This window comes from Pelagibacterium sp. (genome assembly GCF_965249125.1).
Classification (GTDB): Bacteria; Pseudomonadota; Alphaproteobacteria; order Rhizobiales; family Devosiaceae; genus Pelagibacterium.
This window is the reverse complement of record NZ_OZ252217.1, coordinates 1,708,576-1,730,246: the sequence shown is the minus strand read 5'-3', so window position 1 is coordinate 1,730,246 and position 21,671 is coordinate 1,708,576. Positions and strand designations below refer to the sequence as shown.

Genomic DNA, 21,671 nt, shown 5'->3' with positions numbered 1-21,671 from the left:
GGCCATGATCCAGGCAATTGTATTCCTGCCGCTGATCGGCGCGCTGGTTGCTGGTCTTTTCGGCCGCTCCATTGGCCACAAGCCAGCGGAAATCATCACAACATCGTTGTTGATGGTTGCCGCCGTGCTGTCGTGGATTGTCTTCCTGCCATTCTTCCTGGGCGATGGTGAGGCTTATAAGGTCACAGTCCTGACCTGGATTCACGCTGGCGATCTCCAGATCGACTGGGTGCTGCGCGTCGATACGCTGACGGCCATCATGCTGGTGGTGGTCAACACGGTCTCCTCGCTCGTCCACCTCTATTCAATCGGCTACATGCACGAGGACCCGCACCGCGCGCGGTTCTTTGCCTACCTTTCGCTCTTTACCTTCGCCATGCTCATGCTGGTGACCGCCGACAACTTTGTGCAGATGTTCTTTGGCTGGGAAGGGGTGGGTCTGGCCTCCTACCTGCTGATTGGATTCTGGTACCAAAAGGAATCCGCGCGCGCCGCCGCCGTCAAGGCGTTCGTCGTCAACCGCGTTGGCGATTTCGGTTTCGCACTGGGCATTTTCGGCACTTTCTTCCTCATCGGCACCCTGGGTTTTGACGAAACCTTCGCGGCCCTTCCCGGTGTCGCTGACGCTTCGATGCCATTCCTGTGGTGGGACGCGCATGCGATGACGGTGGTTTGCCTGCTGCTCTTTATGGGAGCTATGGGCAAGTCGGCTCAGTTCCTGCTGCACACCTGGCTTCCCGACGCTATGGAAGGCCCAACCCCGGTTTCGGCGCTCATCCACGCCGCCACCATGGTGACAGCCGGCGTATTCATGGTTGCCCGGCTTTCGCCCATGTTCGAGTTGAGCGAAACGGCAACACTGTTCATCATCTATATCGGCGCCATCACCGCCTTTTGTGCAGCGACAATCGGCCTGGTGCAGAACGACATCAAGCGGGTCATTGCCTATTCCACGATGTCCCAGCTCGGCTACATGTTCGTCGCTCTTGGGGTAGGGGCCTATTCGGCGGGCATTTTCCACCTGTTCACCCACGCTTTCTTCAAGGCGCTGCTGTTCCTTGGCGCCGGCTCGGTTATCCACGCAATGCATCACGAGCAGGACATGCGCAACATGGGCGGCATCGCGCGCAAGATCCCGATCACCTATGTCCTGATGCTCATTGGCACGCTGGCACTCACGGGTGTTGGCATTCCGGGCACCTCGTTGGGCTTTGCCGGGTTCTTCTCCAAGGATGCGATCATCGAGGCATCTTACGCCTTCGGTGGCGCCGCTGGTTCGCTTGCGTTCTGGCTGCTGGTCATCGCGGCGCTGTTCACCAGCTTTTATTCCTGGAGGCTGGTCCATCTCACCTTCCACGGTCCGACGCGCGCCGATCATCACACCTTCGATCATGCGCATGAGAGCCCCAACGTTATGCTGATCCCGCTCTATGCGCTGGCCGTAGGGGCCGTTCTGTCGGGGGTGGTGTTCTATGATGCATTCTTCGGCCATCCAGAGCACATCGAGCAGTTCTTCAACGGTGCGGTCGTTGTTGACGACCACATTATCGAAGAAGCGCACGGCGTTCCCACATGGGTCAAATGGTCTGCCACCGTCGCAATGCTGATTGGGTTCGTAGCCGCCTGGTACATGTATATTCGCAACCCGGCTGCGCCAAAGCAACTCGCCGCCGAACAGCCGCTGCTTTACAAGTTCCTGCTCAACAAATGGTATTTCGACGAGCTTTATGACCGCATTTTCGTGCGGCCGGCCCGCTGGATCGGCACCGCGCTCTGGAAAGGGTTCGACGATTGGCTGGTCGACCAGACTCTCGTCGAAGGTCTTGGCCGTCGTGTGCGGCGGGTGACGGGCTATGTCACCCGCCTTCAGTCGGGCTATCTCTATCACTACGCCTTCGCCATGCTCATCGGCGTTGCCGCCCTCATCACGTGGGCCATCGCCGCCGGGGGACTTCTGGGATGATCCTTGAAAACAACATCCTGACCATCGTTACCTTTCTGCCGCTGGTCGGGGCCTTCTTCATTCTGCTGACCCCGGGGGGCGACGCCGTCGCCGAGCTCAACATCAAGCGCATAGCGCTTGCCACGACCGTGGTGACCTTCGTGTTCACGCTGGTCATGTGGGGCATGTTCGATCCCGACACGGCCGATTTCCAGTTTGTCCAGAACCACACCTGGCTCGGCGACGTCATCGGCTACCGCATGGGCGTCGACGGCATTTCGGTGCTGTTTATCGTGCTCACCGGGCTATTGATGCCCATGTGTATCCTTGCGAGCTGGGATTCGATTTCCTTCCGCATCCGCGAATATATGGTCCTGTTCCTGGTCCTCGAAATGCTGATGATCGGCGTTTTCGCGACGCTCGATCTGGCCATGTTCTATGTGTTCTTTGAGGGCACGCTGGTCCCGATGTTCCTCATCATCGGTATTTGGGGCGGCAAGCGGCGCATCCAGGCCTCATACAAGTTCTTTTTCTACACCTTCATCGGCTCGGTGCTGATGCTGCTGGCCATCATGGCGATGTACTGGCAGGCCGGAACTCTCGATATCGCGCGGCTGCTGACATACGATTTCCCTGAAAGCATGCAGTATTGGCTGTGGCTGGCGTTCTTTGCTTCGCTGGCGGTCAAGATGCCCATGTGGCCGTTCCACCGCTGGCTGCCCGAGGCACACGTGGAAGCGCCCACGGCCGGCTCGGTGATCCTTGCGGCAATCCTGCTCAAGCTCGGTGGCTATGGCTTCCTGCGCTTCTCGCTGCCCATGTTCCCCGATGCGTCGCTGTATTTTTCGAACTTCGTGTTCTTTCTCTCGGTCGCCGCGATCATCATTACCTCGCTGGTGGCGCTCGTTCAGACCGACATCAAGAAGCTGATCGCCTATTCCTCGGTAGCGCACATGGGCTTTGTGACCATGGGCATTTTCGCGGGCAATGTTTACGGCGTTCAGGGCGCGATCTTCCAGATGATCTCGCATGGCATCGTGTCGGGCGCGCTGTTTCTGTCGGTCGGCGTGATTTACGACCGCATGCACACCCGTGACATCAATGCCTATGGCGGGCTCGTTGAGCGCATGCCCAAATACGCCTTTGCATTCATGATTTTCACCATGGCCAATGTCGGTCTTCCGGGCACATCGGGCTTTGTGGGCGAGTTCCTGACGCTACTGGCCATCTTCCAGGTCAACACCTGGTTTGCGGCATTTGCCACCACCGGCGTTATTCTATCGGCGTGCTATGCGCTCTGGCTCTATCGCAAGATCATCTGGGGCGCGCTGGAGAAAGAAAGTCTCAAGTCCATTCTCGATCTCAACGCCCGCGAAATGGTGACGATCGTTCCCCTGATCATCCTTACCATTCTCTTTGGTTTTTATCCGGCGCCCCTGATGGACGCGATGGCCGCTTCGGTGGGCGCGCTCGTTGATCAGTACCAAGCCGCCGTCGGCATCGAACCGATGTCTGCCCTCGTCGATGTGACGGCGCCTGCGACCGATGCCGCAGCGCCCGCCAGCACGGCTCATTAGGAGGTGAATGTGGTGTCTGAATTTGCCGGTTTCGCCTCTCTGGCGCCTGCCTATCCCGAAATGCTGCTCGCCGTCGGCGCGCTGGTGCTGCTCCTTGTTGGCGTGTTCGCCAAAAAGGAAATCGCCACCGGCATCACTGGTATCGCCATCGGCCTGCTGATCGCTATCGCCGTGATGGTCGCGTTCGTCCCCACCGAGGGGGTCATCTTTGCGGGTGGTTTCATCAATGACGGCTTCGCCCGCTTCATGAAGGTCCTGATTTTGGTCGGTTCGGCTTTCGCTTTGGTCCTTTCGGTTTCGAGTTCAGTTGAGAACGGCCTCAACAAGTTCGAGTATCCCGTCCTCATTGTCCTGGCCACACTGGGCATGATGATGATGGTTTCGGCCAATGACCTGATGAGCCTTTATGTCGGCCTCGAGCTGCAGTCGCTCTCGCTGTACGTTCTCGCAGCCTTCAAGCGTGATAGCGGCAAGGCAACCGAGGCAGGTCTGAAATATTTCGTTCTTGGCGCTCTGTCCTCAGGGATGCTCCTTTATGGCGCTTCGCTGGTTTATGGCTTCACGGGCCACACCCAGCTCGATCAGATCGCCCAGGCCGTCGCCCTCGGGGAGCGGACCCCCGGCATCATCTTCGGCCTCGTCTTCCTTCTGGCAGGCATTGCCTTCAAGATTTCTGCGGTCCCGTTCCACATGTGGACACCCGACGTTTACGAAGGCGCGCCCACCCCCGTCACCGCCTTCTTCGCATCGGCCCCCAAAGTCGCCGCTATGGCGCTGCTCATCCGGATCGTCTTTGATGCGTTCGAACCCATCGCCAGCGATTGGCAACAGGTCGTGATCTTCCTCTCCATCGCCTCGATGGTATTGGCTTCTTTCGCCGCCATCGGCCAAAACAACCTCAAGCGGCTGCTCGCCTATTCGTCTATCGGTCATGTCGGTTTTGCGCTGGTTGGGCTTTCTGCCGGAAACATCATCGGCGTGGAAGGCGTCGCCATCTATATGGCGGTCTACATCACCATGACAATCGGCACCTTCGCCTGCGTTCTCGCGCTCAAGAACGACGATGGATACGTCGAAACTATCGACGATCTGGCCGGCCTGGCCAAATCCCGCCCATTCGTCGCAGCCACTCTCGCGCTGTTCATGTTCTCTTTAGTCGGCTTGCCGCCGCTCGCTGGATTCTTTGCGAAATGGCAGGTCTTCCTGGCCGCCATCGAAGCGCAGCTTTTTATTCTGGCGGTCATAGGCATGTTGGCCAGCGCGGTAAGCGCTTTCTACTATCTTCGAGTCATCAAAGTCATGTATTTCGATGAGCCCACCCAGTCCTATGCTGTGCCGGCCATCGAACTGCGCGTTGTTATGGCGCTGACCGGTTTCCTGATTCTGAGCTATTTCTTCACCGTGGGCGCGCCTCTGACGGCCATTGCGCACGACGCCGCGAACTCCCTGTTCTAGAGTGAGGCCGGGTGGTCGCTTTTCCTCTTCCCCAAAACGCCGTCGGGGCCGGTTATCGGGTAATCGGCTTTGATAGCGTAGGCTCAACCAACGCCGAAGCCATGAAGGCTGCCATGGCGGGCGATGCGGGCAAGATCTGGTATGCGGCCCTCCAGCAGACCGAGGGCAGGGGCCGGCGCGGACGGGCCTGGGAAAGCCCCCATGGCAATCTTGCCGCTTCGCTGATGCTGGTGCCCGACGCTCCCACGGCCGGCCTTGCCGGCCTCGGCTTCGTCGCCGGGGTAGCGCTTAACGGCGCTCTGGCCCGCCTGATGCCCAAAGCCTCGATCCGTAGTGGGATCGACGGCGCCGACGGCACCAGTGGCGGAGGCAGCGCACGCATAGCGCTCAAATGGCCCAACGACGTGCTCGCCGACGGGGCCAAGCTCGCCGGCATTCTGCTCGAAGCTCAGAAGCGCCCTGACGGGCATACGGCGATTGTCATCGGTATCGGTGTCAATGTTGTCGCGGTACCGGACGGCCTGCCGTATCCGGGCACGTCACTGGCGTCGCTGGGAGTACCCTTTGACGCGCCCTCGGTCTTTGAAGCACTGGCCGAAAGCTGGGTCGAGTGCTACGAGATCTGGAACAATGGAGCCGGCACCGGTCAGATCATCCGGCGCTGGCGCGAGAGCGCCGCAGGGATTGGCGCCCAAGTGGCCGTTCAGCGCGGTGATAGCGTACTGCGCGGCATATTCGAAACAATTGATGATGCGGGCCATCTGATTGTCCGCGATGACGAGGGACATCGTATCGCCATAGCAGCGGGCGACGTCCATTTTGGAACCACGGCAACGCTGCGCTGAGAGGGCGATTGCTGCTCATTTTGAAAAGGGCGTGACCGCAATCCGGTCGCGCAATGGCCTATGGCGAAAAAACAGTCCGGACAGGACGAAATGGTCTTCCTGCCCCTTGGAGGGGTCGGCGAGATCGGGATGAATATGGGGCTTTACGGCTTTGGCCCGCCCGAAAATCGCAAATGGCTGGTGGTCGATTGCGGCGTCAGCTTTGGCGGCCCCGAACTCCCGGGCATCGAACTGGTCATGCCCGATCCCTCGTTTCTCGAGGACGAGGGCGACAACGTCGTTGGATTGGTACTCACCCACGCCCATGAAGATCACTACGGCGCGATCCTCGACATCTGGCCCGCCTTTGACAGGCCGGTCTTTGCCGGCCGCTTTGGTGCCGCCATGCTCAAAGCAAAGCGGATATCGAACAACATCGAGGATGATGTCGAAATCCAGATATTCACCCCGGGCGTACCCTTTCAGGTTGGTCCCTTCAAGATCGAACCCATCGAGGTTTCCCATTCGATCCCCGAATCCAACGCTCTTCTGATCGAAACGCCGGCTGGTCGCGTGATCCATACCGGTGACTGGAAAATCGATCCCTCGCCGATCGGCACTGCGCCTACCAACATCAAGCGTTTTAAGGAAATCGGGTCGGACGGGAGGCCATTGGCCCTGATCTGTGATTCCACCAATGCGATGAAGGAGGGCGACAGCCCCTCGGAAACCGAGGTCGGCGTCAATCTCGAGCGCCTGATCGCAACGGCAAAAAACCGCGTCGCGGTCACCATCTTTGCCTCCAATCTCGGCCGGATGATCTCCATCGCCCGCGCCGCTGCAAAGGCGGACCGCCAGGTGGTCGCAGCGGGCAGGGCGGTCCATCGCATCGCAGGGATTGCCCGCGAACTGGGCCTGATGGAAGGCGTACCCGAGTTCCTCGATCAGGACGCCTATGGCTACCTGCCGCGAGACAAGGTGGTGTTGATAGCCACGGGCAGCCAGGGCGAATCCCGGGCGGCCATGGCCCGTATCGCCGATGGTTCTCATCCGGTAATCGATTTGTCGCCGGGCGACATGGCGATCTTTTCGTCCTGGGCCATCCCAGGCAATGAAAAGGCCGTGCAGGACATACAGAACAAGCTGGTCGATAAAGGCGTTGAGGTTGTCACCGGCCGCGACGAAATGATCCACGTGTCCGGTCACCCAAGGCGGCACGAGCTGGCCCAACTCTATGATTGGCTCAAGCCAGATGTCCTTATCCCCGTCCATGGCGAGCCAATGCACCTTGAAGCTCATGCCACCTTTGGTCGCGAAAAGGGCATCAAGACCGTGCTGTCGATCCGCAATGGCGATATGGTCCAGCTCTTCCCCAATACCAAGCACCATCGCGGCGAAGTCCGCACCGGCATTCTCTATCTCGACGGTAATCTCTTATGTACGCCCGAAGAATCGAACGTCCGCGACCGCCGGCGGCTGGCGTTCGGCGGCGTGGCCATCGTGAGCCTCGTGGTGAACGGACGCGGGCAGATTGTCTCAGGCCCCGAATTCGATCTGGACGGGCTGCCCGATCTGGCGGACGATGACGATCCGCTGAGCGCCGTCGCTCAGTCGGCGGCACGGGGGGCGATCAAGAGCTTTCCGGAAAAGCGCCGGGCCGATACAGGGCGCTTGGCCGAAGCGATCCGCCGCGCGGTGCGCTCCGAACTCAATGCCGCCTGGGGGCGCAAGCCCATCGTCAAGGTCTTCGTTCACAAGGTGTAGCTTAGATAATGCAGCCCTTTACCTACGTAGCGATCTATTTCATCGTCTGGTGGACAGTGCTTTTTGCCGTCCTGCCATTCGGCGTGCGCGGTCAGCACGAAGATGGAGAGGTGACGGACGGCACCGACCCGGGAGCCCCCACCAAAGTGCATCTTTGGCAAAAGGCGCTTGCAACGACGCTCATTTCCGCGGTCCTGACCGCGCTCATATTCTGGGGTATGAGCAATCCGTGGCTGCAAGAATACTGGAGCTGAGCGCTCCAAACGGACCAGTTCGTTTAATTGATGCAGAACAAAAAAATGCAGGGCTAAGGCCCTGCATTTAAAAAAAGTTTCGCGACAATCCACTGGTCTTACAGCGCTCAGATCGGGCGGCCAGTGCTCCTCCCTTGACGTTGTCAGCGTCGGCAGGTTGTACCCGCCTCTCTTTGTATGGCGCGGACCCTATCAAGGACAAATTGTCGCGACAAGCAGAAAATTTGCGAATAGTCGCACGATAACAAAAAACGGACAGGAAAGCCGTCGCACCCTCGTGGACTTGCCTTTTCACCGTTCCTTGCGCTTGATTGCGCAGCCCGGTATTGAGCCCTTGAGTCGGTTCCCGGCAAATCGGAGTTCTCATGCGCCTGTCCCGCTATTTCCTGCCCGTCCTCAAAGAGACACCCAAAGAGGCGGAAATCATCTCTCACCGCCTAATGCTGCGCGCCGGCATGATCTCGCAGCAGGGCGCAGGAATGTATGCCTGGCTGCCGCTGGGGTACAAGGTACTGCGCAAGATCCAGCAGATCATCGAGGAAGAGCAGAACCGGGCAGGGGCTGTCGAACTCCTGATGCCCACGCTGCAATCGGCGGACCTATGGCGCGAATCGGGACGCTATGAGGATTACGGCAAGGAAATGTTGCGTATGCAGGACCGCCATGAGCGCGACATGCTCTACGGTCCGACCAACGAGGAGATGATCACCGAAATCTTCCGTTCCTATGTGCGTTCCTACAAAGATCTCCCGCTCAATCTCTACCACATTCAGTGGAAGTTTCGCGACGAGATCCGCCCGCGCTTCGGCACCATGCGGTCCCGCGAATTCCTGATGAAGGACGCCTACTCCTTCGATCTCGACAAGGACGATGCCGTAAAGGCCTACAACCGCATGTTCGTGGCCTATCTGCGCACCTATTGGCGCATGGGGCTGACGGCCATCCCGATGCGTGCCGAAACCGGGCCGATCGGTGGCGACTTGTCCCACGAGTTCATCGTCCTGGCCGATACGGGCGAAAGTGGCGTGTTCTGCCATGCCGATATGCTCGACAAGCCGATCCCGTCCGCCGACACCGACTTCATGGGTGACCTGTCTGGTATCGTCGCCGACTGGACCTCGCTTTATGCGGCCACCGAAGACATGCACGACGAGGCCGATTTCGCCGCAAAGGTGCCTGAGGAAAAGCGTATCGCGGCCCGCGGCATTGAAGTGGGCCAGGTCTTTTACTTCGGTACAAAATATTCCGACCCCATGGGTGCCAAGGTGACGGGCTCGGACGGCAAGGACGTTGCTGTCCATATGGGCTCATACGGTATCGGATTGACCCGCATCGTTCCGGCTATCATCGAAGCTAGCCATGACGAAAACGGCATCATCTGGCCCGTCTCGGTCGCACCATTTGAGGTAACCCTCATCAATCTCAAATCCGGTGATGCCGAATGTGACGCGGCCAATGAAAAACTCTACGGCCAGCTTCAGGCCGCCGGCATCGACGCGCTGTATGATGATCGCGCCACGGGTGCCGGACAGAAATTTGCGACGTCCGATCTCATCGGGATTCCCTTCCAGCTCATCGTCGGCCCGCGCGGGCTGGCCTCCGGAGAGGTGGAAATCAAGCATCGCAAATCCGGTGAACGCGAAACCATCGGCATCGAAGACGCCGTTTCTCGCCTGAAAGCGCTTATCGAACCCGAACGCAGGGACAACGCTTGAGCTCCGCCGAGGCCGCCCGGCAGCAAAAGGGAACGCGTCCATTTTCACGCTTTGAGTGGATGGTGTCCGGCCGCTATCTTCGGGCACGACGCAGCGATGCTTTCATTTCGGTCATCGCGGCGCTCACGATGATCGGCATCGCCATCGGCGTTGCCACCCTGATCGTCGTCATGAGCGTCATGAACGGGTTCCGCGATGAACTTCTTTCCAAGATTCTCGGTTTGAATGGCCACTTCACCGCCTTTCCCATCGAAGAGACATTCGATGACTATCAAGCCGTCCGCGACCGTCTCGAGGGGGTTGATGGCGTGGTTTCAGCGGTTGCATTTGTGGAAGGACAGGCGCTGGTCACCGGCACCTACAATTCGACGGGCGCCAATGTACGCGGCATGACGCTGGCTGATATCGAAAAGCTGCCCTTGCTCTATTCCAGCACACTCGCTGGCGGCTGGGAGGATTGGGACGATCTTGAGGGCGTCGCTATCGGCGGGCGCATGGCCTCGCAACTCGGTGTGACGGTGGGTGACACCATAACGATTGTCACCCCCAATGGCCCGCGCACCCCGCTTGGCTCGACCCCCCAGATTCGATCCTATCCGATCAACGTCGTTTTCGATGTCGGTATGGTGGAGTTCGATTCCCTATTCATATTCATGCCCATCCGCGCTGCGCAGAACTATTTCCGGCTCTATGAGGACCGACTGCGCGCAGGCATGGAGGAACCTGACATCATGGCCAGTGACGAGGAAATCGACGCAGCTTATGAGAGGATTTACACGGCGACTGCAGTCGAGGTGTTCCTCAACGACCCTGACGCGACCTGGAACAAGCAACTCGAACTCGAACAGGCTGCCGGACGGCCAATGGTGTTTACCGATTGGCAGCGGCGCAACGCCACCTTCTTCTCGGCGCTTCAGGTCGAGCGCGTGGTAATGTTTACCATCCTTTCGATGATCGTTCTGGTGGCTGCCTTCAATATCATCTCCAGCCTCGTGATGCTGGTAAAGGACAAGGGCGCCGATATTGCGGTCCTGCGTACCATGGGCGCAACGCGGGCCTCGATCATGCGCATTTTCTGCATCACTGGAACGGCCATCGGCTTTATCGGAACAATTGCCGGCTTCCTGCTTGGCCTGGTGTTGGCAATCAACGCCGAAGCTATCAGGGCCTGGGTGTCCAACGTTATCGGGGTGGCACTGTTCCCGCCCGAGGTTTTCATGCTCTCCCAGCTTCCTTCACGAGTGGACGCCCTTGAAGTGACGGTGGTACTTATCATGGCGCTGGGACTTTCCTTCCTCGCTACGCTCTATCCCGCATGGCGCGCGGCTCAATACGATCCGGTGGAGGCGCTGCGCTATGAGTGAGGTGCTTCTCGAACTCAAGGATGTCCGCCAGACCTATGGCGATGGGGAAGGGGCCGTTCACGTCCTCAACGGTGCTGATTTGACCATCAATCGCGGCGAGATAGTCGCGCTCATTGCACCATCGGGCGCCGGAAAATCGACATTACTTCATATTTGCGGCCTGCTTGAACGTTCGACTGGCGGTGACGTCGATATCGACGGCCAACGGACGGCCAGGCTCGCCGACCGTCAGCGCACGCTGCTTCGCCGTCATCTCATTGGCTATGTGTACCAGTTTCACCACTTGCTGCCCGAATTCAGCGCGCTGGAAAACGTCACCATGCCCCAATTGATTGCCGGCCAGAGCCAACGCGACGGCGACCAGCGTTCCAGAACTCTGCTCGACGCAATGGGAATTGGCCACCGAACTGCCCACCGCCCCGCGGAGCTTTCGGGCGGCGAGCAGCAGCGGGTCGCCATTGCCCGCGCCGCTGCCAACCGGCCCAGCCTCATTCTGGCCGACGAGCCGACCGGCAATCTCGATCCAGCAACATCCGATACGGTGTTCTCGGCACTTGCCGAGCTTATCCGCCAGCAAAACGCCGGCTGCATCATCGCCACCCATAACCACGACCTCGCCCGCAAAGCTGATCGAATAGTGACAATCGTGGACGGCCGCATCCAGCCCGCTACCGTATGAACAGTCGAACAGGACTGAGTAAAGAGGCGAGGGACCATTGCGGGGCCCTCCGCCCCGGACTCCTGCCTTCTTGCTGACGTTGTTATCTGGGCTGCCGATAAGGTTTTCTTAACCAGGCGGACTCGCGACCTGTGAACTATGTGGACAAGAACAAAACATGAATATATAAGAACAAATCATAAACAGCACCCAACGGAGGCTTCCATGCTCGATTTTGTCAAGGACTTCATGGCTCTGGTTTCGCTTACGGCCTTTGGTGGCGTTACGCTGCTTTATCTCGATATGATGCCCTATCTCGTCTGATTCCCGGCTGTGCATAAGCCGCCCATGTGGTGGCATTGCGTGGCGCGGAATGGCACAAAGGCCACCCAGCATCCTCGGGTAACAAACAATGTCCGGTCCCGGTTTCGTTCATCTCCATGTTCATTCGGCCTTCTCCCTGCTCGAGGGGGCATTGCCGCTTGGCACGATACTGGATTTGGCCAAGTCGGACGGCCAGCCCGCCATCGGGATTGCAGACACGAACAATCTGTTCGGCGCCCTTGAGTTTTCCGAGAAAGCCTCGGGCAAGGGCATCCAGCCCATTATTGGGTGTGAACTGGCTCTTGATTTTGGAGCGGATGCCGACAAGCCCTCGGACCGCGTCAACCTGGGTAAAGGGTCCGTCGTTCTGATCGCGGCCGATGCCAACGGGTTCGCCAATCTGGCAGAACTCGTCTCGCGAGCCTACCAGGAAGGTTGCGACGGGCGAACCGCGATCCATATCGATTGGTTGGTCGATAGCGCACAGGGCCTACTCTGTTTGACCGGGGGGCCGGAAGGCGCCATCGATCCCTATCTCGCCGCCGGGCTGGACGGTCAGGCCGAGGCCCGCCTGTCTGTTCTTCATCGCGTATTTGGCGATCGTCTGTATGTGGAGATCCAGCGTCATAACCGGGCACTGGAAAATGCAGTCGAGCCACGCTTGATCGATCTTGCCTACCGGCTCGATTTGCCGCTCGTGGCCACCAATGAACCCTATTTCCCCAAGCAGGAAGATTACGACTCTCACGACGCACTGCTGGCTATCGCTGCGGGTTCGGTTGTTGCGCAAACCGAGCGTCGCCGGCTCTCCGACCAGCACCACTACAAGACGCGCCAGGAAATGATCGCGCTGTTTTCCGATCTGCCCGAGGCGCTTGAAAACACCGTCGAAATTGCACAGCGCTGCAGCTACCGCCCGCGTACGCACGACCCCATTCTGCCCAAATTCGCCGCTGCCGACGGCGTGAGCGAAGAGGAGGCTGTCGCCGCCGAAGGTGAAGAACTGGCCCGGCAGGCACGCGAGGGGCTCAAGATGCGCCTGGCCGATTATGGCCATGCGCCTGAACGCTCCACTCAGGAGTATCAAGAGCGGCTCGAATTTGAGATCAAGGTCATCCGGGACATGAAGTTTCCCGGCTATTTCCTTATTGTTGCGGATTTTATAAAATGGGCGAAGGCTCACGATATTCCGGTGGGGCCGGGCCGTGGGTCCGGCGCGGGCTCGCTTGTGGCCTATGCGCTCACCATTACTGACCTTGATCCGCTGCGGTACAATCTGCTCTTCGAGCGCTTCCTCAATCCCGAACGCGTGTCGATGCCGGACTTTGACATCGACTTTTGCCAGGAGCGCCGCGAAGAGGTTATCCGCTACGTCCAGGACAAGTACGGCTACGAGCAGGTCGCCCAGATCATCACCTTCGGAACGCTCCAGCCCCGTGCAGCGCTGCGCGACGTTGGCCGGGTGCTCCAGATGCCCTACGGGCAGGTGGATCGCATCTGTAAGCTCGTCCCCAACAATCCCGCCAATCCCGTGACGCTGGCGCAGGCCATAAACGATGAGCCGCGCCTGCAGATGATGCGGGATGAGGATGAAACCGTCGCCGAACTCTTGCGCATTGCCGGCAAGCTCGAGGGTTTGTTCCGCCATGCCTCGACCCACGCCGCCGGCATCGTGATCGGCGACCGCCCGCTGCAAAAGCTGCTTCCGCTCTATCGTGACCCGCGCTCGGATATGCCGGTCACCCAATATAACCTGAAATGGGTCGAGCCGGCTGGACTTGTGAAATTCGACTTTCTTGGCCTCAAGACGCTGACCACGATCCGCTATGCAGTCGAAATGGTCAAGGAAACCGGCGTTGACCTTGATATCGATGCCATCCCGCTTGAGGATGCGCCAACCTACAAGCTCTACGCTGATGGCGATACTTATGGCATCTTCCAGTTTGAAAGTCCGGGGATGCGCCGCGCGCTGGTCGAACTCAAGCCCGACCGCATCGAAGACCTGATTGCCATGAACGCGCTCTATCGGCCTGGCCCGATGGACAACATCCCAAGCTTCATCAACCGCAAGCATGGCCGCGAAGAGGTGGAATACCCCCACGAGACTTTGGCCGCTGTCCTTGACGAGACCTACGGCATCATCGTCTATCAGGAACAGGTGATGCAGATCGCCCAGTTGCTGTCGGGCTACTCGCTGGGCGAGGCCGACATGCTGCGCCGTGCCATGGGTAAGAAGATCAAGGCCGAAATGGACAAGCAGCGGGTCCGCTTCCAGGAAGGCGCGATCCGCAACGGCATCAAGAAGGGTCAGGCCGATACCATCTTCGACCTGCTCGCCAAATTCGCCAATTACGGTTTCAACAAGAGCCACGCCGCCGCTTACGCCTGGGTGTCCTATCAGACGGCCTATCTCAAGACCCATTATCCCGAACAGTTCTACGCCGCGTCGATGACGCTCGACATGGCCCAGACCGACAAGCTGTCTGATTTCCGCCGCGAAGCGCAAAAAAAGGATATCGAAGTCGTCCCACCCTGCATCAATCGGTCCGAAGTCAATTTTTCGGTGCGCGATGGGCGCATTCTCTATTCGCTCTGCGCCGTCAAGGGGGTGGGCCGCCATGTCGCCGAGCACATCGTTGAAATCCGGGCTAACCGCCCCTTCAACGATTTGGCCGATTTCGCCTCCCGCATCGACCCCAAAATTATCAATAAGCGCACGCTGGAAACCCTGATCAACGCCGGCGCTTTCGATATGCTCAACAAGCGGCGGGAACAGATCGTCGAGGTCATCGATACCATCGTTAGCACAGCTCAGCGCGAAACCAGCGGACGCGCCGACGGTATCGTTGATATGTTCGCTTCGAGCCAGCCCCAGGCCATCACGCCCCCCGAGCACGTAGCGCCCTGGAGCCTGACGGAACGCCTGGCCCGCGAACACGCTGCCATCGGATTTTATCTTTCGGCCCATCCGCTCGACGATTACACAGAACTGTTCGAAAAACTTCGCGTCCAGCAATGGTCGAACTTCGAGCGCGCCGCCCGCAATGGCGCCGTGGCGGGGCGCCTCGCCGGAACGCTGATCTCGCGTCAGGATCGCCGCACCCGAAAGGGCTCGACAATGGCCATCATGATGTTCTCCGATCCCAGTGGATCTTTTGAATGTATCGCCTTTTCCGAGCAGATCAGTGATTTCGGCCGCTGGCTCGAGCCCGGCAAATCCATAGTGCTCGAAGTGGGCGCCGATTCCCGCCCCGACGGCGTCCGGCTCAGGCTTATCAATTGCGAACCCATCGATGCCTCGGTGGAAAAACTCGGTCGGCGCATGACGATCTTTGCTGGTAATGAGAGATGCCTTGGTCCCATCAAGTCCCAGCTCCAGCCAGGCGGGGAGGGGGTCGTCAGCCTCGTTCTGGTCCGTGATGAGGGCGAACGCGAGTACGAAATCGAGCTTCCCGGCCAGTTTCGCCTCACGCCACAACTCGCCGGAGGGCTGAAAGCCATTACCGGTGTGGTCGATGTGCGCTTGAACTAGCCCGTGACGCTTGCCATATGGGCGGGGCTGCGATATAGCCCGCAGCGTCAAATCCACATGCAAAGGCGGGCCTGTGCTTTAAACAGGTCCATCCGGTGGCGGTTCTCCGCCTCTTTTCCTTTGCAGAGGCATAACCGGTAAAGGAGTATACCAGATGGCATTGCCTGATTTTTCCATGCGTCAACTGCTTGAGGCCGGCGTTCACTTCGGCCACCAGAAGCACCGCTGGAACCCCAAGATGGAACGCTACATTTTCGGCGTCCGTAACGACATCCACATTCTCGATCTGAGCCAGACCGTGCCGGCTCTCTATCGCGCCCTACAGCTCGTGAGCGACACCGTGGCCGATGGCGGCCGCGTGCTGTTCGTTGGCACCAAGCGCCAGGCAGCGCCGCTCGTGGCGGAAGCCGCGCGCCAGAGTGCCCAGTACTACGTCAACTCGCGCTGGCTCGGCGGCATGCTGACCAACTGGCAGACCATTTCGAACTCGATCGCTCGTCTGCGTGAGCTCGAGTCGCTCCAGGCAGACGGCGCCACGGGGCTGACCAAGCGTGAGCGCCTGCAGCGCAGCCGCGAGCAGGAACGCCTTGAGCGTGACCTTGGCGGTATCAAGGACATGGGCAACATCCCGAACCTGATGTTCGTCATCGATACCAACAAGGAAGCCAACGCGATCAAGGAAGCTCGCCGTCTGGGTATCCCAGTGGTTGCCATCGTCGACACCAATTGCGATCCTGATATCGTAGACTATGCCATTCCCGGCAATGACGACGCTGCGCGTGCCCTTGAGCTCTACCTGTCGCTGGTATCGAAGGCTGCGATCGATGGTATCGCCCGCTCGTCCTCCTCGATGGGCCGCGATATGGGTGCTTCCGAGGAAGTGCTTGAAGAGCCCGCTCTCGAAGCCGAGCCCGCTGCTGAACAGCAGGCCGAAGGTGAAACCGCGCAGGCATAATTGCCCGCGCGTCATCTCCCCGACACGCATTTATCATTATCCGTGCCCGTCACCCCGCGCCGTCCGGCGCGGGAACTGGGCAGACAAAGAGGTATCGAGATGTCAATCAGTGCAGCAGACGTGAAACAGCTCCGCGAAATGACCGGGGTGGGCATGATGGACTGCAAAAAGGCGCTCACCGAAACTAATGGCGATATCGAAGCTGCGGTCGACTGGCTGCGCTCGAAGGGCCTTGCCAAGGCCGCCAAGAAGGCAGACCGCGTGGCCGCTGAAGGTCTCGTAGGCGTTGCCGTAGAAGGTAACCGCGCCGCTATCGTCGAAATCAACTCCGAAACTGACTTCGTTGCCCGCAACGAGCAGTTCCAGGGTATCGTACGCAACGCGGCCAAGCTGGCGCTCGCAGCCAATGGCGACGTCGATGCGCTGGCCGCTGCGCAGTTCCCCGGCACCGGCCGCACTGTGTCCGAGGAACTGACCGAAGCCATCGCCAAGATCGGCGAAAACATGACCTTGCGCCGTGCTGCGGTCATGGAAGTAGCGCAGGGCGCCATCGGCAGCTATGTCCACTCCTCGATCTCGGAAGGACTTGGGCGCATCGGTGTGCTCGTTGGCCTCGAATCGGCCGGTGATAAGGACAAGCTCACGGCCTTGGGCCGCCAGATTGCCATGCACGTTGCCGCGACCAAGCCGCTGTCTCTTTCGGCCGACGATCTCGACCCCGAGGCCGTCGAGCGCGAGCGCTCCGTGTTCTCCGAGCAGGCCCGCCAGTCCGGAAAGCCCGACAACATCATCGAAAAGATGGTCGAAGGTCGCATCCGCAAGTACTACGAGGAAGTGACCCTTCTGGCCCAGACGTTCGTGATCGACGGTGAAAATACCGTTGAACAGGCAGTCAAGAATGCCGAGGCCGACGTTGGCGCTCCGATCAAGGTCGCTGGCTATGTGCTCTTTGCTCTCGGTGAGGGCATCGAGAAGCAGGAATCGGACTTCGCAGCCGAGGTTGCCGCCGCTGCGGGCACCGCGTAACGTAACCGAAATTTTTCGGATTCGTCGTCGCAATAAGCTCGAAAGCAGGACACCTTAATGTCCAGAACCGGCTATTCACGCGTCTTGCTCAAGGTCTCCGGCGAAGCCCTCGCCGGAGACCAGTCATATGGGATAGAGCCTGAATTTCTAAATTCCATTGCGCGCCAGATCGTCGATCTGACCCGTGCCGGCATGCAGGTTGCCATCGTCATCGGCGGCGGCAACATCTTTAGGGGTATGGCCGTTGCCGCCAAGGGCGGCGATCGGGTGATCGGCGACCACATGGGCATGCTCGGAACGGTTATCAATTCCCTGGCCCTGGGCGACGCGATCCGCAGGGCGGGAGGGCGGTCCCACGTTTTCTCGTCCGTCTCGATGCCTTCGATCTGTGATACTTTCACCCAGCGCGCCGCGATCGCTGCGCTCGAGGGTGGCGCGACGGTAATCTGTGCGGGCGGCACGGGCAATCCGTTCTTTACCACCGATACCGCGGCGGCGCTCAAGGCCATCGAGTTGCGTTGCGATGTGCTGCTCAAGGGCACCAAAGTCGATGGCGTTTATTCCGCCGATCCTGAAAAAGATCCCTCCGCCACCAGATTTGAGGCCATTTCCCATGAGGAGGTGATTGCCCAGGATCTGCGGGTCATGGACACGGCGGCATTTGCTCTTGCGCGAGACAATGGCTTGCCGATAATCGTCTATGCCTTGTCGGACAAGGAAGGGCTGGTGGGCGTTCTCGATGGACGCACACCGAGTACGCGTGTCGGCTGACGCCACGCGCTGATTGTAAAAATGACATGATCGTTTGGCCGACTGGTCAGGCGACCGCGGGCTGCAGCGCCCAGCAGACGACCGGGAGAAGACTTGATGTCCGAAGCGTTCTCACTCGAAAGCCTCCGCACGAGGATGAAGAAATCCATTGAGTCGATGAAGGGTGACCTCGCCGGCTTGCGCACCGGACGCGCCAGTGCCAGCCTGCTTGAACCGATCATGGTCGATGCGTACGGCTCGATGATGCCGCTCAATCAGGTTGCCACGGTTTCAGTGCCCGAGTCGCGGATGCTCTCGGTGCAGGTCTGGGACCGCTCGATGGCCGCCGCCGTCGAAAAGGCAATCCGAGAATCCTCGCTCGGCCTCAATCCCATGGCCGAAGGCCAGATCATACGCGTTCCGCTGCCCGAGCTTAACGAAGAACGCCGCCGCGAACTCTCCAAGGTTGCCCATCAATATGCCGAGCAGGCGCGTGTGGCCGTTCGTCACGTGCGTCGCGACGGCATCGAGCTTTTGCGCAAGCTCGAAAAGGATGGTGATATGGGCCAGGACGACGCAAGAACCGAGACTGATAGGGTGCAAAAGGCAACAGACGATGCGATTGCTGAGATCGATCAACTTGTCGGCGCCAAGGAACAGGAAATCATGCACGTATAGGCTGGCGCCGGATTGGCTCCGGTCTGAGGAAACCGATGTCGACACATCCGGCAACAGTATCGATTGAGCCTCAGCGCGATCTCAAGATCCCGCGCCATGTCGGCGTGATTATGGACGGCAACGGCCGCTGGGCGAAACAGCGCGGCCTGGGGCGTTCCGAGGGTCACAGGGCGGGGGTCGAGGCCGTGCGCCGCATAGTCGCCCTGTCCATCGATTATGGCATACAGTGCCTGACCCTTTTCTCGTTTTCCGCTGAGAACTGGCGCCGTCCGCCAGATGAAGTGCGCTTCATCTTTGGGCTATTGCGACGGTTCGTTGCCTCCGATCTTGAAAAGCTACTCGCGCAAAATGTTCGCATTCGCATCATCGGCGATCGGCTGGGGCTGGAACGCGGCCTGCGCGGCATTATTGATGATGTGGAGGCCCGGACGGCCGGAAACACCGGCCTCGATCTGGTTATTGCCTTCAATTACGGCGCCAAAACCGAGATCGTGACTGCCACTCGCGTTATTGCTCGCAAGGTCGCTGCAGGCGAGCTCAAGCCAGAAGAGATAGACGAGGCGACCATAGCCCGCCATCTCGATACCTCCGGGCTCCCCGATCCCGATCTCATCTTGCGTACCAGCGGCGAAATGAGGCTCTCCAATTTTCTGCTCTGGCAATCTGCCTATGCCGAACTCGTCTTTGTCGAGGAAAACTGGCCCGATTTCGACGAATCGGTTTTCGTCCGTGCGCTCAAATCCTACACTGAGCGCGACAGACGGTTTGGCGGTATCAGGACGTGACGGAAGACAAGGGTAGGGCGACGACAGCTTATGGGGGATTTTGGCCTTTCGGACCGGACCTCCTGCCGCGTCTGCTCTCGGCCATTGTCCTCATTCCCCTCACCGCTATTGCCCTGATTGCCGGTTGGATTCCGTTCGCGCTTCTCATCGCGCTTGTCATGGCCGGCGCCTATCGCGAATGGGAAGCCATGATTACCGGACGCCAGTCTGCCTGGCCGGCGGTGTTCTTCATGGGAATGACCGCTGTTGCTGCGGTCGCTCATCCAATGAACGGGGCCTGGACCAGTGCTATCGTGTTCGGCGTCGCTATCGTGCTGGCTCTGCTCATAAAAGCACCCAACCGGCACTGGCGCATTAGTGGCATTGTGTTTTTCGGATTCTCCACCATCGCGTTTCTGGCCATTCGAGGCAGCTCGGGTGTCGGTATATGGGCTGGGGTATTTCTGGTCTCGGTGGTCTGGATGACGGACATCGGCGCCTATTTTGTTGGCCGCATCGTCGGGGGGACGAAGCTGTCGCCCGATGTATCGCCCTCCAAAACCTGGTCGGGAGCGGCTGGCGGTTTGTGCGCCGGAACGCTAAGCGGCATTGCTGTGTGGTTTCTCGCTGGCTGGGCGCTTGATACACCGTCACCCTTTGCCATCGGCCTTCTGATTTCGGTCGTTGTCTCGATTTCCGGCCAGCTGGGCGATCTGGCGGAGAGTGCGGTAAAGCGCCGCTTCGCCGTAAAGGACAGCGGTGACATAATCCCCGGCCATGGGGGGCTGATGGACCGTATCGACAGCCTGACCTCGGCCGGTATCGTGTTGTGGTGTATCGGGTTGGCAAATCGGGGGCTGGGCGCGGTACCACAAGGCATCCTGTTCTGGTAGAACGCCAATTCGACACATTGGGCCACCATGGCTCGCCATTGCTTGTCTTGGCATCGCTTGAAAGGGATTTTCGATGATCGGTGAACTGCCGTTCTTCCTGAACTACATCATACCCTTCCTTGCCATCCTGACGGTCATCGTCTTTGTCCATGAGATGGGCCACTATCTCGTGGCCCGCTGGAACGGGGTGGCGATCGACGCGTTTTCGATCGGCTTTGGTCCCGAGCTGATCGGCTGGAATGACAAGCGTGGCACAAGGTGGCGCATCGCTGCATTTCCGCTCGGCGGCTACGTCAAGTTCACAGGCGATATGAACGCTGCGAGCATGCCCGATCCGGATGCTGACCAGTACGATCCGGCCATCCGGTCCAATCTGTTCGCCAACAAATCCGTCTACCAGCGCATGGCGGTCGTGATCGCAGGTCCTGCCGCCAATTTTCTCCTCACCTTCCTGATTCTCTACGCAATGCTTCTTGGCTACGGGCGGCTGACGCTCGATCCCGTGGTTGGTGACGTGATCGCCGATTCGCCGGCCGCGATGGCGGGACTGGAGTCGGGAGACCGATTCCTCTCCGTCGATGGCTACGCGATCCGCGGCTTTGAGGATGTTCAAAGGATTGTTTCGACGGCGCCCGAGCGTAGCGTTTCTATGGTCATCGAGCGTGATGGAGAGCAGGTAAGCCTGTCTCTGATCCCGCTCAGTGAAACCACGACGACCCGCTTCGGGCGCGAGCTCACGGTTGGCCGCATGGGCGTCACGCGCGACGTGGGCGAGGGTGACATCGTGCTCTACCGGCCGGGGCCGTTAGAAGCGGTCGGTATGACGTTCGAGGAAATCTCGTTCATCATCGACCGGACGCTCAATTTTCTCGGAGACATTTTCATAGGCCGCGCCGACCTCGACCAGGTCGCCGGACCGGTGGGCATGGCGCAGGTTTCGGGCGAGGTGGCGACGCTGGGTCTGTTAGCATTGGTTAACCTTACGGCACTTTTATCGCTAAACATTGGCATAATTAACCTGTTCCCAGTGCCGATGTTGGATGGTGGTCACCTGATGTACTACCTCTATGAGGCTGTGCGCGGCCGCCCCCTGAGCCAGCGCGTTCAGGAAATCGGATACCGCATAGGCTTTGCCCTGGTGTGTACGCTGATGGTTTTCACGCTGATCAACGACCTGGTCTGAAGTCCGGCCGGAG

The 21,671-nt window shown here is 59.3% G+C and carries 17 protein-coding genes; all 17 read left to right on the top strand.

Annotation, left to right across the window (positions count from 1 at the left end; translation table 11 throughout):
• Positions 1 to 4 precede the first annotated feature (4 nt).
• The 17 genes from nuoL to rseP all read left to right on the top strand — a co-directional run bounded on the left by nuoL (position 5) and on the right by rseP (position 21,658).
• The gene (gene nuoL / locus ACP148_RS08475; RefSeq protein WP_421950491.1) at positions 5 to 1,963 is read left to right on the top strand and encodes an NADH-quinone oxidoreductase subunit L; all 1,959 of its coding nucleotides are present in this window, start codon (positions 5 to 7) and stop codon (positions 1,961 to 1,963) included.
• Positions 1,960 to 3,519, top strand: a complete 1,560-nt coding sequence (locus ACP148_RS08470; protein ID WP_421950490.1) for an NADH-quinone oxidoreductase subunit M — start codon at positions 1,960 to 1,962, stop codon at positions 3,517 to 3,519. The genes nuoL and ACP148_RS08470 overlap by 4 nt, the downstream gene beginning before the upstream one ends.
• Before the next feature lie 9 nt (positions 3,520 to 3,528).
• Positions 3,529 to 4,974, top strand: a complete 1,446-nt coding sequence (nuoN, locus tag ACP148_RS08465) for an NADH-quinone oxidoreductase subunit NuoN (RefSeq protein WP_421950489.1) — start codon at positions 3,529 to 3,531, stop codon at positions 4,972 to 4,974.
• 11 nt (positions 4,975 to 4,985) lie between these two features.
• Positions 4,986 to 5,819 (top strand): biotin--[acetyl-CoA-carboxylase] ligase, encoded by an 834-nt coding sequence (locus tag ACP148_RS08460; RefSeq protein WP_421950488.1) that lies wholly within the window; start codon positions 4,986 to 4,988, stop codon positions 5,817 to 5,819.
• 60 nt (positions 5,820 to 5,879) lie between these two features.
• Positions 5,880 to 7,562 carry a ribonuclease J gene (locus ACP148_RS08455; protein WP_421950487.1) on the top strand — a complete coding sequence of 561 codons (1,683 nt, stop codon included), beginning with the start codon at positions 5,880 to 5,882 and terminating at the stop codon, positions 7,560 to 7,562.
• Positions 7,563 to 7,570: 8 nt separating this feature from the next.
• Positions 7,571 to 7,816, top strand: coding sequence for a DUF1467 family protein (locus ACP148_RS08450; RefSeq protein ID WP_421950486.1), 246 nt, complete (start codon positions 7,571 to 7,573; stop codon positions 7,814 to 7,816).
• Positions 7,817 to 8,181: 365 nt separating this feature from the next.
• Positions 8,182 to 9,531 (top strand): proline--tRNA ligase, encoded by a 1,350-nt coding sequence (proS, locus tag ACP148_RS08445; RefSeq protein WP_421950485.1) that lies wholly within the window; start codon positions 8,182 to 8,184, stop codon positions 9,529 to 9,531.
• Positions 9,532 to 9,590: 59 nt separating this feature from the next.
• Positions 9,591 to 10,895: an ABC transporter permease gene (locus ACP148_RS08440; protein ID WP_421950891.1), complete on the top strand. Its 1,305-nt coding sequence runs from the start codon at positions 9,591 to 9,593 to the stop codon at positions 10,893 to 10,895.
• Complete coding sequence (locus ACP148_RS08435) at positions 10,888 to 11,574, top strand: ABC transporter ATP-binding protein (protein ID WP_421950484.1); 687 nt, start codon at positions 10,888 to 10,890, stop codon at positions 11,572 to 11,574. The genes ACP148_RS08440 and ACP148_RS08435 overlap by 8 nt, the downstream gene beginning before the upstream one ends.
• Positions 11,575 to 11,965: 391 nt before the next feature.
• Positions 11,966 to 15,409, top strand: a complete 3,444-nt coding sequence (gene dnaE, locus ACP148_RS08430) for a DNA polymerase III subunit alpha (RefSeq protein ID WP_421950483.1) — start codon at positions 11,966 to 11,968, stop codon at positions 15,407 to 15,409.
• 154 nt (positions 15,410 to 15,563) lie between these two features.
• The gene (gene rpsB, locus ACP148_RS08425) at positions 15,564 to 16,364 is read left to right on the top strand and encodes a 30S ribosomal protein S2 (protein WP_421950482.1); all 801 of its coding nucleotides are present in this window, start codon (positions 15,564 to 15,566) and stop codon (positions 16,362 to 16,364) included.
• A 99-nt stretch (positions 16,365 to 16,463) separates the two neighbouring features.
• Positions 16,464 to 17,390: a translation elongation factor Ts gene (gene tsf / locus ACP148_RS08420; protein ID WP_421950481.1), complete on the top strand. Its 927-nt coding sequence runs from the start codon at positions 16,464 to 16,466 to the stop codon at positions 17,388 to 17,390.
• 57 nt (positions 17,391 to 17,447) lie between these two features.
• On the top strand, positions 17,448 to 18,161 hold the full coding sequence (gene pyrH, locus ACP148_RS08415) for a UMP kinase (protein ID WP_421950480.1): 714 nt from the start codon (positions 17,448 to 17,450) through the stop codon (positions 18,159 to 18,161).
• A gap of 96 nt (positions 18,162 to 18,257) precedes the next feature.
• Positions 18,258 to 18,818 (top strand): ribosome recycling factor, encoded by a 561-nt coding sequence (gene frr, locus ACP148_RS08410; RefSeq protein ID WP_421950479.1) that lies wholly within the window; start codon positions 18,258 to 18,260, stop codon positions 18,816 to 18,818.
• Positions 18,819 to 18,853: 35 nt separating this feature from the next.
• On the top strand, positions 18,854 to 19,603 hold the full coding sequence (locus ACP148_RS08405) for an isoprenyl transferase (protein WP_421950478.1): 750 nt from the start codon (positions 18,854 to 18,856) through the stop codon (positions 19,601 to 19,603).
• Positions 19,600 to 20,475, top strand: a complete 876-nt coding sequence (locus ACP148_RS08400) for a phosphatidate cytidylyltransferase (RefSeq protein ID WP_421950477.1) — start codon at positions 19,600 to 19,602, stop codon at positions 20,473 to 20,475. Before ACP148_RS08405 ends, ACP148_RS08400 begins: the two co-directional genes overlap by 4 nt.
• Before the next feature lie 73 nt (positions 20,476 to 20,548).
• Complete coding sequence (gene rseP / locus ACP148_RS08395) at positions 20,549 to 21,658, top strand: RIP metalloprotease RseP (protein WP_421950476.1); 1,110 nt, start codon at positions 20,549 to 20,551, stop codon at positions 21,656 to 21,658.
• Positions 21,659 to 21,671: the final 13 nt, after the last annotated feature.